The 14848-nt window shown below is 36.2% G+C and carries 15 protein-coding genes; 12 read left to right on the top strand and 3 right to left on the bottom strand.

The annotated features are described in order from the left end of the window. Positions 1-80: 80 nt before the first annotated feature. Together V7108_RS12610 and V7108_RS12605 are read left to right on the top strand one after the other, a co-directional pair. Entirely contained in the window at positions 81-767 is a 687-nt protein-coding gene (locus V7108_RS12610) for a response regulator transcription factor (protein ID WP_335568440.1), read from the top strand. Continuing rightward, entirely contained in the window at positions 768-2138 is a 1371-nt protein-coding gene (locus V7108_RS12605; RefSeq protein WP_335568439.1) for a sensor histidine kinase, read from the top strand. Positions 2139-2181: 43 nt separating this feature from the next. On the opposite strand, the gene V7108_RS12600 is transcribed toward V7108_RS12605, so the two are convergent. Then, a complete protein-coding gene (locus tag V7108_RS12600) occupies positions 2182-3972 on the bottom strand; it encodes an urease accessory protein UreH domain-containing protein (protein ID WP_335568438.1) in 1791 nt (596 codons plus the stop codon). A 194-nt stretch (positions 3973-4166) separates the two neighbouring features. Here V7108_RS12600 and splB point away from each other — a divergent pair, with 194 nt between their 5' ends. Continuing rightward, complete coding sequence (splB, locus tag V7108_RS12595) at positions 4167-5192, top strand: spore photoproduct lyase (protein WP_335568437.1); 1026 nt, start codon at positions 4167-4169, stop codon at positions 5190-5192. A gap of 89 nt (positions 5193-5281) precedes the next feature. Next, the gene (locus V7108_RS12590; RefSeq protein ID WP_335511732.1) at positions 5282-6166 is read left to right on the top strand and encodes a patatin-like phospholipase family protein; all 885 of its coding nucleotides are present in this window, start codon (positions 5282-5284) and stop codon (positions 6164-6166) included. A 24-nt stretch (positions 6167-6190) separates the two neighbouring features. On the opposite strand, the gene V7108_RS12585 is transcribed toward V7108_RS12590, so the two are convergent. Continuing rightward, the gene (locus tag V7108_RS12585) at positions 6191-6583 is read right to left on the bottom strand and encodes an SA1362 family protein (protein ID WP_335511730.1); all 393 of its coding nucleotides are present in this window, start codon (positions 6581-6583) and stop codon (positions 6191-6193) included. Positions 6584-6915: 332 nt separating this feature from the next. Between V7108_RS12585 and V7108_RS12580 the strand changes: the two genes are divergently transcribed. The 5 genes from V7108_RS12580 to V7108_RS12560 all read left to right on the top strand — a co-directional run bounded on the left by V7108_RS12580 (position 6916) and on the right by V7108_RS12560 (position 10461). Then, on the top strand, positions 6916-7413 hold the full coding sequence (locus V7108_RS12580; protein WP_335568436.1) for a YqhR family membrane protein: 498 nt from the start codon (positions 6916-6918) through the stop codon (positions 7411-7413). A 106-nt stretch (positions 7414-7519) separates the two neighbouring features. Next, complete coding sequence (locus tag V7108_RS12575) at positions 7520-8581, top strand: M24 family metallopeptidase (RefSeq protein ID WP_335518622.1); 1062 nt, start codon at positions 7520-7522, stop codon at positions 8579-8581. Positions 8582-8601: 20 nt separating this feature from the next. Next, a complete protein-coding gene (gene efp, locus V7108_RS12570; RefSeq protein WP_335518619.1) occupies positions 8602-9162 on the top strand; it encodes an elongation factor P in 561 nt (186 codons plus the stop codon). Between the two features lie 161 nt (positions 9163-9323). Continuing rightward, the gene (locus V7108_RS12565) at positions 9324-9767 is read left to right on the top strand and encodes a PCYCGC motif-containing (lipo)protein (RefSeq protein WP_335568435.1); all 444 of its coding nucleotides are present in this window, start codon (positions 9324-9326) and stop codon (positions 9765-9767) included. Positions 9768-9777: 10 nt separating this feature from the next. Continuing rightward, entirely contained in the window at positions 9778-10461 is a 684-nt protein-coding gene (locus tag V7108_RS12560) for a c-type cytochrome (RefSeq protein WP_335568434.1), read from the top strand. A 103-nt stretch (positions 10462-10564) separates the two neighbouring features. Here V7108_RS12560 and V7108_RS12555 read toward each other — a convergent pair whose 3' ends face one another. Next, positions 10565-10924 carry a rhodanese-like domain-containing protein gene (locus V7108_RS12555; protein WP_335568433.1) on the bottom strand — a complete coding sequence of 120 codons (360 nt, stop codon included), beginning with the start codon at positions 10922-10924 and terminating at the stop codon, positions 10565-10567. A gap of 373 nt (positions 10925-11297) precedes the next feature. On the opposite strand from V7108_RS12555, the gene V7108_RS12550 reads away from it, so the two are divergent. From V7108_RS12550 to V7108_RS12540, 3 genes are read left to right on the top strand one after another with little or no spacing between them, the layout of a single operon-like run. Continuing rightward, entirely contained in the window at positions 11298-12371 is a 1074-nt protein-coding gene (locus V7108_RS12550) for a hypothetical protein (RefSeq protein ID WP_335511305.1), read from the top strand. Positions 12372-12384: 13 nt separating this feature from the next. Further along, positions 12385-12849 (top strand): cytochrome c maturation protein CcmE, encoded by a 465-nt coding sequence (locus tag V7108_RS12545; RefSeq protein ID WP_335511303.1) that lies wholly within the window; start codon positions 12385-12387, stop codon positions 12847-12849. A 15-nt stretch (positions 12850-12864) separates the two neighbouring features. After that, positions 12865-14847 (top strand): heme lyase CcmF/NrfE family subunit, encoded by a 1983-nt coding sequence (locus tag V7108_RS12540; RefSeq protein ID WP_335511301.1) that lies wholly within the window; start codon positions 12865-12867, stop codon positions 14845-14847. Position 14848 lies beyond the last annotated feature (1 nt).

Here is a 14848-nt window from a genome sequence, read left to right as displayed (position 1 = left end):
TTTTTCACATTTATCACTATCCTCAGCTAGTATACTTAGTTTATATAGGGTTGAAATAATAGTGAGCAGGGTGAATCGTTATGAATCATATTTTACTAATTGAAGATGAGGAAAGTGTATCAACTGTTATTAAAGGTTATTTAGAAAAAGAAGGTTATAAAGTTCATCGAACTGCCACCGGATTAAATGGGCTAGACCTTTTTAAAACAGTAGATTTTAAACTAATTATCTTAGATTTAATGCTTCCAGATATAAGTGGTGAAGAGGTCTGCAAAATTATCCGCCAATCCTCTGATGTTCATATTTTTATGCTAACGGCTAAAGGATCTTTAAATGATAAAATTGAAGGTTTCAATATTGGTGCCGATGAGTATTTGATTAAACCGTTCAGTCCAAGGGAGCTAACTGCAAGAGTGAATGCTTTGTTTAGAAGATTAAGCGCGAAATTTCCGTCATCAAAGGTAATTTTTGATGATGGTTATTTACTGATTGATTGTGATAAAAGAGCTGTAAAAGTGAACAAACAAGAAATTCCATTTACGCCAAATGAGTTTGATATATTATGTGGACTTGTAAGCGTAAAAGGGAATGTTTTATCAAGAGAACAGTTAATAGATAAAATCTTTGGTGCAGATTTTAGCGGCTATGATCGAACAATTGATGTGCACATAAAAAATATTCGAAAAAAAATAGAAACAGATACCAAGAATCCTAAATATATTGTAACGGTAATGAAGGCAGGATATAAATTTGGCGGTGAGAGATAAGTGCAATCAATCAGCAAAAAGTTAAGCATCTTATTTGTGTTATGTGCGATTTCAGCTATTCTGCTTGTTACACTATTCGTTAATCTTACCGTCTCCAATAAATTTAACCAGTACATGATTGATATACAAAACAAAAGGTATGAGAGAATCGTTTCCTATTTTGTAGAGGCTTATAAGAGAGAAGGGAAATGGAGCAAAGATACGGGCATTGAACTAATGCACGAGGCGTATATGGGAAATTATTGTTTGACACTAATGGATAGTAATAAACAGCCTGTCTGGGGAATGGACCCGAATGATTTATTAACTCAAATCCATATTGGTGATATGTCAGTCCAAAACAATGGTATTTACACAACTAAGACGTTTGGAATAACAGTTGGTGGAAAAATTGTGGGCTATGTAGATATAGGCCAATACTCGTCTGTACTGTTATCAGAAGAGGATGTAAACTTTAAGAATTCTATCAATAAAAGTATTGTTGCCAGTGGAGTTATTACACTAGTGATTATCAGTATAGTAAGTCTTTATTTTTCAAAACAATTCTCTACCCCAATTCGGGAGGTAGCAAATCTGTCAGTTAGCTTATCCCAAGGGAATTTTGAAGCAAAATCAAATAGTAAAAGTAATATTGAAGAGCTTGAGAATTTAAGAAATAGTGTGAATATCCTCGCCGATAAATTAAAACATCAGGACACGCTAAGAAAGAGATTAGTATCGGATATAACACATGAGATTAGAACCCCTCTGAATGTGCTGCAAAATAATCTTGAAGCCATGATTGACGGAGTGTTCCCGGTAACAAATGAGGGATTAATATATTTAAATGAGGAAATCATTCGATTTGGCAAATTAATAAATGGCCTAAACGTATTAAAGGAGTTTGAATCGGAAAGTATCAAGCCAAATTATGAACCCATCCACTTGGATGATTTAATAATAGAAATGAGTAAAGATTTCTTTGTTGGTGTGGAAAAAAAGGGTATCCCTATTGTGTATGAAATACTGCCTAATGAAAAATATCTAATTATTGGAGATATAGATAAGATAAAACAAGTAATTATTAACTTACTATCAAATGCTATTAAATTTACTGAAAATAATGGGGAAATTACGATTAAACTATATAAAGAAATGAATCAGATCGTAATAGAAGTGATTGATAACGGCATTGGTATTAAGCAAGAAGATTTACCTTTTATCTTTGAAAGGCTTTACAGAGGGGATAAGAGCAGAAGTCAAATTGAAGGAAATGGTATCGGGTTAACGATTGTTAAGAATATCCTAGAGCTTCATAATGCAAAGATTGAGGTCAACAGTAGAGAAGGAATAGGAACCAAAGTGAAAGTCTATTTTACTTCAGCAAATTAATAGAAAGAGCTTTGTAATCAATTGATTATAAAGCTCTTTGTTGTTACTGAATATACTTCGCTCTAACCTTTTCAACGTCCACTGTATTTATATCTTCAACAACCTCAATGATTCCAAGCAATTCTTGTTCATTTAAGAAGATACCATATGATCCTACGTCACTAATAGAGAATTCAATATTATTTATCCCATTGCTGCCTGTAAAATCAGTTACGATTTGCTTTGTTGTCGAATTCAATATCATAAAATAGCCATCTGCACTATCAAAGGCAGTTAAATCTAATGCCATTTTTGTCTGTATCCCCTTATTCACTACCATGATTAATGGCTCAAACTCATATCCAGTTCCTTTAATGGTAATACTCTGCACGGTAACAGCCACATCAGCTATCTTAACTAAACGATCCGTCGCTACCTTACTAAAGTCATTTCCGTAGATACTAGGCTTTACAGGTTCCGCAGGAGGTGCAGTAACTGCTGAATCAACACCCTCACCGTCACTGCTTGAAGCCGTGATCGCTTCAAGATCATCTACCACCTTAATGACCCCACGTTTCATTCCCATCCAACAGCTAAAATTAAGATCTTCATCCCCAGGTGTAAATTCAATTAGATTATTTCCGCTTTGCAGTTTCTGTTGAATATTCATATCAGGCACTACAATCGTATTATTACAGCCAGTAATTTCTTCACCTTCTACCACCCATTTAACCGGCATTCCTTTTTGGACATAAAGGGTTTTTGGAGTGTAGCCATAAACATTAGCAGTCATATTCAAAACCTGAACACCATCTTGAATGGTTGCTTTAGTGGCATTCGATGGGTCTGAAGAGGCACTTGCGTCACCGAAGGCACCAATATTAGCCATAATTGCCATTGGGCTAACATTCATACCTGCAAGAGCAAGCCCTCTATTACTCATAATAAGGCCAAGCATAATAATTAATACACCACTAAATTTCAGTATTTTCTTTGTATACCCTTTACTTAATAATCCAGACAAAGCTCCAAATGTCAGCATTAGAGGGACAGTACCGATTGAAAACATAAACATCGATAGTGCACCAGCTGCTGCACTGCCTGTTCCCAGAGCAAATATTTGCATCGTTTGTAACGGACCACATGGCATTAACCCGTTTAGAAGACCGACAAAAAATGGGGCCTTTGGTTTACTCATTGCTTTGCAGGCAACATTAGGTAACTTAATTTGGAATTTCCTAAAAGCCTTGAACCCTGACATATTAAAGCCCATCATAATCATGAAAATACCAGCAAATAACTGTAATCCGGCTTTAGCATTAAGAGATAGAGCAAAAACAGAACCAATTGCACCAATGACGCCGCCAAGAATGGAATAAGCAACAACTCTCCCAGCGTTATATAAGAGAGCTGGTTTTATCGCTTCAAATTTATTCTTGCTCTCTTTTCCAATGCTTTGTGAAAGCATAATCCCGCCGCACATCCCTACACAATGAATAGAGGTAATGACCCCTACAACAAATAATACAGCATAAGAGGCATTATTAAGTTGTGATTCCATATCGTAGTTCCCAGTATTAATTCCAAGCAGCACTACGGCTGCTACAGCGATTAAAATGCCGATAAATTTAATGTCATTAGACTTTTCAGTACTATATCCAACACTTTGAATGGCTGCTTTAATTTTTTTTACATCGCATAGTTTGTCATCATATTCAATATCCGCAAATTGACCGCTAAAACTTGCATTTACATTCACTACTCCTTCTAATTTTTTAACTGTTCGTTCAACCCGCTTCTCACAGGAGGTACAGGTCATTTCATATACCTTTATACTTTCCCTAGTCATGCTCATAAAAAGTTCCCTGCCTTTACTTGTTTGATTAACTGACTAAATGATAGGTAAAGTATAGGAAATTTTTGTGTTGATGATATGAAGAAAAAGAGTAGTAAGGTGAACAATTTGTAGACAAAATATAAACAAATGATGAACCATGTTAATAAAAAAATTGATTACCCTATAAAATTGATTGAAAAGAGGAAAACAATTTGGAACCGTTCATGCCTCAATTAGTATACTTTGAACCCAAAGCATTAGAATACCCGCTTGGAAGAGAACTGAAAGAGAAATTTGAAAAGTTAAATCTAGAGATAAGAGAGACTACCTCCCATAACCAGATTCGAGATTTACCAGGAGAAAATGAAAATCAGAAATACCGAAATGCAAAATCAACCTTGGTAGTTGGAATTAGAAAGACACTTAAATTCGATACTTCAAAGCCATCAGCAGAATATGCCATACCTTTGGCTACTGGCTGTATGGGACATTGCCATTATTGCTACCTGCAAACGACACTTGGCAGTAAACCATACATTCGCACCTACGTAAACTTAGACGATATTTTTGACCAAGCCCAAAAGTACATGGATGAGCGTCAGCCAGAAATAACAAGGTTTGAAGCTGCATGTACCTCAGATATTGTTGGTTTGGATCATTTAACACACTCGCTAAAGAAGACAATTGAATTTATTGGACAGTCAGAGTTTGGAAGGCTCCGATTTGTTACGAAATTCCATCATGTCGACCATCTCTTAGATGCCAATCATAATGGGAAAACAAGGTTCAGGTTTAGTGTAAATTCACGCTATGTAATTAAAAACTTTGAGCCAGGAACTTCTTCCTTTGAAGATCGATTATCTGCTGCTAGGAAGGTCGCCAAGGCAAACTATCCTTTGGGTTTTATTGTCGCTCCCATTTATTTGCATGAAGATTGGAAAGCAGGGTACCGTGAACTATTCGAACGCTTAAGCGGTGAGCTTGCGGGAATTGATATACCTGATTTAACGTTTGAGCTCATTCAACACCGGTTTACAAAACCTGCAAAAAATGTGATTGCCAAGCGGTATCCAAAAACAAAACTAGAAATGGATGAGGAAAAGCGAAAATACAAATGGGGTCGTTATGGAATTGGTAAATATGTTTATCCGACAGAAGAGGCAAATGAATTAGAATCCACGATTCGCAATTATATAGCAGAATATTTTCCAAATGCCACTGTTGAATATTTTACTTAAAAAAATTATTTTTTTACTTGTACACCGTACTATTTCTTTCAGCCGCAGCTTAAAGTGTAACAATGAGTTCACCTTTAGGAGTGGCTGCCATGAGAATAGACGGTGTTTTTTCTGGAGGAGGAATTAAAGGTTTTGCCCTTATCGGGGCTATTCAAGAGATTGAAAAAAGAGGTTTTCAATTTGAACGTGTTGCAGGAACGAGTGCTGGATCAATTGTTGCGGCTTTAATCGCGGCTGGCTATGGCAGTGGTGAGATTGAACAGCAACTGGATGAGCTTGATTTAACTAAGTTTCTTGACGCCCGGAAAATGATCATTCCATTTCCATTGGCTAAATGGCTGTTTGTTTATTGGAGACTAGGATTGTATAAAGGAAATGAGTTAGAAAAGTGGATTGAACAAAAACTAGCTGCTAAAGGAGTTAGAACATTTTCGGATTTGCCGCCGCAAAGCCTAAGAATTATCGCTTCCGACCTCTCAAATGGAAGGTTGATGGTACTGCCGGATGATTTGGTGAATTATGGTTTATCACCTGGATCATTTTCTGTTGCAAAAGCGGTAAGAATGAGCTGCAGTATTCCGTATTTTTTTGAACCTGTAAAATTAAAATCGATGGATGGAATAAATGTGATTGTTGATGGTGGAGTATTAAGTAATTTTCCAATGTGGCTTTTTGACCGGGAAAATATACAAAAGGTGAGGCCAGTAATCGGAATTAAGTTAAGTGCAGATGAATATGAGCACGAAAAACATAAAATAAAAAATGCAATTCAATTGTTCGGAGCCCTGTTTGAAACGATGAAGGACGCACATGATTCACGTTATGTATCTAGAAAACATGCCCAAAACATCATTTTTATTCCCTCTGAGGGGGCATTGTCAATAGAGTTCCATCTGACAGATGAAAAGAAACAGGAATTGTTTGAATTAGGAAGAGAAGCTGCCAAAAAGTTCTTTAAGTCTTGGTGTTATTAAGGAGGCAAAAAAAAAGTCGAGCGTTTATAAGGACGCTCGATTTTTCTTTTTGCCTTTTTTACCATCGATGACAGTTAAATGAACTGGAGATTTCTTTTTTATCTTCTTGCTTTTCTTTAAAGAAGCTAGCGAGCCAAAAGAAGAACTTTTTGTCTGTAGTTCCCCTGTTTTCGATTGTAATCTCTTTTTTGATTTCTTAGCTGCTTTAATAAACCTTTGCTGCTCTTTTTTCTGAGGATTTGCTCTCACAATTAGACGGAAAACAAAGAATATGGCTAAGCCGACTAATGCAAAGACTGCTACACTCTGAAGAAAACCAATAGGATCGCTAGTAAATGCTCCAATAAGGCCAATGATACCTAGAACAATAACACTACCAACCAAAGGAACGGAAACTCGATTTTTCAAGAACGCCACCTCCCTAAGAGCATCATAATCATTATCTTAATTTTTTAAACACATAAACAATAATGTTTTAAACAATTTCTTCAGCGATAGCTGCTATTTAAAGGTCCCTCCCAAGGTGGGAAGACCGGTTCATAAGACGTAAATCGAAATACATAGTAAAAATGTATGTACTTAACTTTATTCTACTTCAAGTAAGAAAAAACCTCTAGGATGACCTCATATTTCCAATTAAAAGTTTTATTAAATGCAAGTGAAGCCCAAGGTAAGGGCATAATATAGTGGAATCTAATGGATTGTAATATTTTAGAGCACAAAAACACCCTTATAGGAGGTCAATAATTATGGCTAACGAGCCAAATAAATCAAATTACCCTAAACCAATGTCTTTTACTGCTATTGTTTTCTGGACGGGATTATTTGGAGGTCTTTTTTGGGGGACTCTCGGTTTTATTGCCTATTACTTTAATTTTACTGAGATTCGTCCAAATGTTATCCTAGAACCGTGGGCGTTAGGAAAATGGAAAAATGAATGGTTGGGAACGGTAATTTCAATTATCTTGTTAGGTCTTTTTTCAGTTGGAGCAGCATTTGTTTATTCCCTGGCATTAAAAAAATTTAACGGAGTATGGCTGGGATTAGCTTATGGGATTGGACTGTTCTTAATCGTATACCTAATCCTAAATCCAATATTTCCTGGAATAAAGCCTTTCTTATCCTTAGGCCGCGACACATTGATAACAACGATCTGTTTATATATGGTTTATGGATTATTTATTGGATATTCCATTAACTATGAATATGAAATTAATCATATGGCAGAAAATGAGTCAGCTACTTAATCGATATTAGTCTTTAATGAATATTATATGGTAAAATATTGTTGATATATTACTGAAAATGGCAGAAATATTCTGTCGTGGGATGACATAGTGAGGAGTGGGAGAAATGGGAAGGATAGAAAAGTTACGATCAAGTTTTTCTACATATGGTTTGGACGGTTTTTTAATTACAAGCCAATTTAACCGTCGATATATGACAAACTTTACTGGCTCTGCTGGAGTGGTTTTGATAAGTGCTGACAAGGCACAATTCATTACAGATTTCAGATATGTAGAACAAGCTTCTAATCAATGCGAAGGATATGAAATTGTAAAAATGACAGGAACGCTTGTTGAAGAAGTGGCAAGACAAGCAAAAAAACTAGGCATAAAAAAGCTGGGTTTTGAAGAAGATCATTTAACTTTTTCCACCTATAAAGCATATGAAAAAGAAGTTGAAGCAGAACTTATTCCGATTTCAGGAGTTATTGAAAAGTTACGCTTGATTAAGACGGAATCAGAGATTAAGATATTAAAGGTAGCAGCGGATATTGCTGACGCTGCGTTTAAACATATATTGGATTTTATTCGTCCGGGAGTAACGGAACTAGATATATCCAATGAACTTGAGTTCTTTATGCGTAAGGCAGGAGCAACTTCTTCTTCTTTTGATATTATTGTTGCTTCAGGTCATCGATCAGCTCTCCCACATGGAGTGGCAAGTGATAAAGTGATTGAAACCGGAGATTTTGTTACACTCGACTTCGGTGCTTATTACAACGGCTATGTATCAGATATTACAAGAACCGTTGCAGTGGGTGAACCTGAAGCAAAGTTGAAAGAAATTTACGAAATCGTCCTTGAAGCACAAGCTAGAGGCATGGCAGGAATTAAACCTGGGATGACTGGGAAAGAAGCAGACGCTCTGACGCGTGATTACATAACGGAAAAAGGTTATGGTAATTACTTTGGACATTCAACCGGTCATGGAATTGGTCTTGAAGTCCATGAAGGGCCGACACTTTCTTTCCGTTCTGATATCGTACTTGAACCAGGTATGATCGTTACGGTTGAACCAGGTATTTACATACCGGGTCTTGGCGGGGTACGAATTGAGGATGATACGCTCGTAACGAAGGATCTGAACGAAGCTTTGACTCATTCAACAAAAGAACTTATTATTTTGTAATGGACTTAGGAGGATAAAACATGAGTATTTCTGTTAATGATTTTAAAACTGGGCTAACCATCGAAGTGGACGGCGGCCTATGGCGCGTTCTTGATTTCCAACATGTAAAACCAGGAAAAGGTGCGGCATTTGTTCGTTCCAAGCTTCGTAATCTTCGTAATGGAGCGATCCAGGAGAAAACTTTCCGCGCTGGTGAAAAAGTAGAAAAAGCACAGATTGATAATCGTAAAATGCAATATCTTTATGCCAGCGGTGACCAGCATGTGTTCATGGATATGGAATCTTACGAACAAGTAGAGCTTCCTGCAAGCAATATTGAATATGAATTGAAGTTTTTAAAAGAAAACATGGAAGTTCATATCATGATGTTCGGTCATGAAACGCTAGGTGTAGAGCTGCCAAATACTGTTGTATTAGAAGTGACAGAAACCGAGCCCGGAATAAAAGGCGATACTTCTTCAGGGGGCACTAAGTCTGCTACACTGGAAACAGGACTTCATGTTCAAGTTCCATTCTTCGTCAATCAAGGCGATAAATTAATTATTAACACAACAGAAGCTTCTTACGTTTCTCGTGCATAAAACATTCAAAAAACTAAGGTCGAATTTTTTCGACCTTAGTTTTTTTTATTTTCCATATTGTGAAAACTTCACTAAATAGTAATAATTAGTCGATTCAGGTCAGAACTTAGTTTGCTAAAATAAATATGAAATTACATTACAAACGAAGGGGTGACATATAAGTGAAAAAAGTCTATACATTAATGTTCTTTAGTATCCTATTAGTCATAATTTCAGTTGGTTGCAGCTCGAACAAAGAAAAATTAACTCTTGATAAGAAACATAGTCCATTACCTGATTATGTTTTGAACACATCTGAAATAATTGAAGAGACCTATACAATGGCAGCAACCTATCCCGAGGTTTTAGCTAGTGTTCCTTGTTTTTGCAGTTGTGGAATGATTGGACATAAAAGTAATCTTGATTGCTTCGTAGGTCAATTTGGAGATGAAAATGCGGTTACAGAGTGGTCCGATCACGGTGTAACATGTGATGTTTGTATAGATATCGCACAGGATTCAGTAGAAATGCACCAAGACGGTAAAAGCCTTAAGAAAATCAATGACTTAATTTATAAGAAATATGAAGATTATGGAGAGGCAACACCAACTCCTGAACCTAAATAACGGACAGCCTATGAAAAAAATATTATATGGCCTCTATATTCTTATTATTATTGGAATTATCGTTTGCCTGATTAATAGTGATATTTTTAATAAAAAGGAATCCGAAGCTATTTTTGCAGGAGAAAAAATCTATAAAAAACAATGTTTGATTTGTCATGGTGAAACTGGAAAAGGTGAAGGACCTAATGCAGGAACAGCCATTAACAATCAAAACTTTCTAAATACTGTATCAAATAAGGATATTTATAATAGTATTAAATATGGTAGAAGTGGTACAGGTATGCCAGCTTATGAAGAACGAATATCAGAAAAAGATTTAAATAATCTAGTGGTATTTATTAGAGATTGGCAGACTGAAGAAATCAAGTTTGATGTTCCAGAAGTAATTGCTGGAGATCCTACTGCAGGGGAAAAACTTTACAATTTAAAATGTCTAAATTGTCACGGTGAAGCAGGAGCAGGTAGATTAAAAATGGGACCTGCGCTTTCTAATCCAGAGTATCTTAAATATACTAGTGATAAGCAAATATGGATTAGTGCGGCTTACGGACGTGAAAATACTTCTATGGGTTCGTCTTTAAAGGGCTTAGAAGGTGTAAGGCAGCTTAAAGAAGAAGAAATTTCGGATATTGTTAGTTATATACGTTCCATTAAACCAAATGAAAAAACTCAAAATGACTATCTTGAACCTTGAGACCATTAAATTGGTTTCAAGGTTCTTTATTTAGAGCCTCTAATCAAAGAGTTTTCCAACAAAAGTAAAACCCTAAATCTCTGATTCAGGGTTTTAGTGGTCGTTACTGTTCAATCTCATATGTCCAACTGTTCATACCGCCAGTCATATTATAAACGTTTTTAAACCCTTTTGAGGTTAGGATTTCAGCTGCCTGTTGTGAACGATTCCCGCTGCGGCAAACTAATAAGTAATTTTTGTCTTTTTCAAGATCTTCGCTCATCCCTTCAAACACCTGTAATGGTACAAGTTCAGAGTCTGCTATATGTCCACTGTTATATTCTTCGGGAGTTCGAACATCCAGAACGATCACTTTTTCCTCATCAATTAATTCTTTTGCCTTCTCAGTTGTAACATTTTCAAAAGTTGAACCACTACATCCAGTAAGCAGAAAAACTACTAACAAAGTAAATAATTTCCTCATGTGTTATACCTCAATTTCAAAATTAATTTTAACGTAATAGTCTTAAAAAATTTTAAGTGGTAATACCGGTACTTTACCACAAAATTTGTCAAATGGGATGAAATTAACAAAACGTTCATTTTCACGTCATCTAGGAAAATAGAATAGGGTTTATAGTACTAGATGGGAAATAAAAAAACAGGGTGTTTATGAATGGTAGATAGGCAAATGTGAACAATTTGTGGTGAATTATTGACGAAAACGTAACGTTTCTCCTCCTTTTACAAAATGTTCAAAAGTGAATCAACTATACATAGATGATTAATATTATATTTATTTCAAAGAGGGCTATAGTAAAAAATAGTATTTTTATAGGGGCTCAAGGAGGATCATTATGCTTAAAAAAAAGTTGTTGGCTTTATTTGTTATCACATTGTTTCTAATGGGTTTTATTGTTCCAAATGCATATGCAGAAACAACTTTTCAACCAGAAAAGTTTCCGTATACGGATATGCAAATCCAGGTGATGCCTGAGTTTGACTACCCTGAGAACTGGCCGAAAGATACACCATCATTACTTATAGGACAGTATGGTACTTTTACAAATAAAAGCGGGCAGGATTTTAATGGAAAAATAGAAATTGCAGTACCTGCAAATGAAAAAGGATTCCAAGCCTACTTAGTTGCAGAATTTCCTGAAGACAATAAACCTGAAGTACAACGTCCTTTTGATATAGACAAGGATAAGGAAGTTATTACCTGGAAACCTTCTAAACCGATCAAGAATAATGAATCTTATAGATTCGTAGTTGAGTATTATACCAGTTCGGTTGAAGTTAAAGATAATAGAAGTTTTACTTACGAATTTACTAACCCAACTGAAATTGGAACATTAGATGTAATCTTCTATGCGCCAATGGATGCAAAAGAAATAACACTAGAGCCAAAGGCACCAAACAATACAAAGAGTGAGTATGGAGAAGAGCTGTTCTACTATCAATACAAAGATGTAAAAGTAGGAGAAAACTATACATATTCTTTTTCCTATCAAAAGGATGGTTTTAAATCAACTTTAGACGCTATTAATGACAAACAGCCACCGAATGATGAAAACCATGAAGGTGTTAATGGAACTGCAACCGATCAAATTACTGGGGGGGCAAGTGGCTCAGGTGGAACTAGCGGTTCAGGAGGCGATCGACCTCTAATTGGAATTGGCGGTGCAATCGTCATTGGTATCGCAATCATCCTTGCTGGTGTTTTTGTTTATTTAGGATTAAAGGGGAAATCACAGTCTGCACCTAAAACTGCAACTTCTAAAACAGTAAACCATCACCCTAAAAAGCAACAAATTAAAAAAGAAAATAAATCAATTAGTGTCGATGAGAAAAAGGAATTACGTAAGAAACTTTTAACAGGAAAGATTGACCAAGAAACATACGATGAGGAAATGAAAAAATTAATTTAATGGGGTGAATGGGATGAAAAAGAACACGATTGTAATGTTAGGTGGTTTCATTATTGCGGGGGCAATTGTTTTCTTGCTTATGGCTGCTACACCAGGGTCAAGCGGTATTGAATTAACCATGAAAGAACTTTTGTCGAATCAAGAGAAACATAAGGATGATTTTGTAACAGTTGAAGGCTTGCTAATCGAGGAATCGATTAAATGGAACCCAGATAAAATTGAGTTGAAATTTGATTTAAAAGATAACGATGGTAACCTGATGCATGTTATTCATAATGGAACAAGACCAGACAACTTCTCTGAAGGTGTTATTGTTATCCTTCAAGGCGCACCTACAAAGAAAGATACATTTGTTGCTGAAACCGTTAAAACAAGATGTCCTTCCAAATACGAGGGTGAAGACGTAGAAAACTATGATCCTGAAGCACATAAAAAGTTATTAGATCAGCCACCAACAGAAACTGATGAGGCAAAATAATAAGAAGGTGACGATATGTACTTATTTGCTAACGCAACAATCTATGTAGGCTTAGCGCTTGCGATTTACTCACTCCTCATCATTACATTGGGGATTAGCACGAAGAATCAAAAATTAGTCAATAGTGGGAAAGGCGGCTTAATTGCTATCCTAGTATGTGCTTCGATGGCCATGCTTTCCTTATTCTACTTACTAGCAACATCTCAATTTCAATATGAATACGTAAATGATTATACGAGCAGTGAACTGCCAGTTATTTATAAGCTTACAGCATTATGGGCTGGGAATTCGGGGTCATTGTTATTATGGACTTTCTTCTTAGTTCTTTACACGTTAATGGTGGCCTTCTCCAGAAAAATGAGAGGGAATCCAATGGTTCCTTACATTTCTGCTATTCTATTAGGAAATATCGTATTCTTCTTCCTAATCCTTGGGTTCGTTGCTAAACCATTTATCCTCATGGATCAAGTTCCAATTGAAGGTCGTGGTTTAAACCCAATGCTGCAAAATCCAGGGATGATTATTCATCCAGTTACTCTATACCTTGGTTATGTAGGTCTTGCAATACCATTTGCGTATGCAATGGCTGCACTTTTATTGAAAAACATGGATGATTTCTGGATTAAAATGACTAGACGCTGGACGATTATTGCTTGGTTGTTTTTAAGCCTTGGTAACATTTTCGGCGGCCAATGGGCATATGTAGAGTTAGGTTGGGGCGGCTACTGGGCATGGGATCCTGTTGAAAATGCTTCCTTCATGCCTTGGTTAACAGCAACAGCGTTCTTGCACTCAGTGATGATTCAAGAACGGAAAAACATGTTGAAGGTTTGGAACATTAGCTTAATCATAACGTCTTATGCGTTAACTTTATTTGGAACATTCCTTGTTCGAAGCGGAGTTCTTACTTCCGTTCACGCATTTGCAAATTCAAATCTAGGATTATATTTCCTAATCTTTATGGGTGTAATGGTAATTGGTGCCCTATACGTACTAATGAGCCGTTATAATCTGCTTAAACGCAGTGCAGGAGAATTCAATTCATACATTTCAAAAGAAAGCAGCTTCTTAATTAATAACCTATTGTTGGTAGGATCAGCTTTTGGTGTATTCTGGGGAACAGTTTTCCCGCTAGTATCTGAAGCAGTACGCGGTACAAAAGTAACAGTAGGTATGCCATTCTTTAATACCGTTCAGGCACCAATTTTGTTGTCTATGATGTTTGTAATGGCGGTTTGTCCACTGCTCGCTTGGCAAAGATCTTCGATTAAAAATTTAAAGAAAAACTTTTTAATACCAGCAATCCTTGCGGTTGTTGCAATGGCTTTAATGGTTGTTCTCGGTATACAAAAAGCCTGGGCGGTAATTGGATTTGGAGTTATAGTTCTCCTGTTTATTACACACTTCTTAGAGTTTTACCGTGGTGTAAAAGCTCGTAGAAAAATGACGAAAGAAAAGGTCTATCTTTCCCTTTATCGATTGATGGTTAAAAATCGCCGCCGCTATGGTGGTTATATCGTCCATATTGGGATTGCTTTTATCGCAATGGGTATTATCGGTTCACAGAACTATGACGTACAAACGATGAAAACGATGAAATTAGGAGATTCAATTGAAGTGAAGGATTATCGTATAAACTACGAACGTCTGGATCAAAAACGAGAAGGAATAAATGACATAGTTTATGCAGAATTGACAGTTTTCAAGAATGGTAAGCGAATTGGAACGATTCAGCCTGAAAAGGTCTTCTACGGCAACTGGGATCAACCATCATCTGAAGTAGGTTTAATCTCTTCCTTAAAAGAAGATTTATACATTGTATTAAGTGATTGGGAAAATGATGGAAAAGCAACTTTTATTGTCAAAGTTAACCCGATGATTGCATGGCTATGGATTGGCTCTTTCATGATTATAATCGGATCACTATTTGCAGTTTGGAACGGAAAATATCAAAATATTACTCCACGATACACAGGAGTACGCAAAGAGGTGTCTTAAT

This window comes from Neobacillus vireti (genome assembly GCF_036962345.1).
GTDB lineage: Bacteria > Bacillota > Bacilli > Bacillales > Cytobacillaceae > Neobacillus > Neobacillus vireti_A.
The sequence above is the reverse complement of the archived record's forward strand: the minus strand, read 5'-3'. Positions and strand labels throughout refer to the sequence as shown.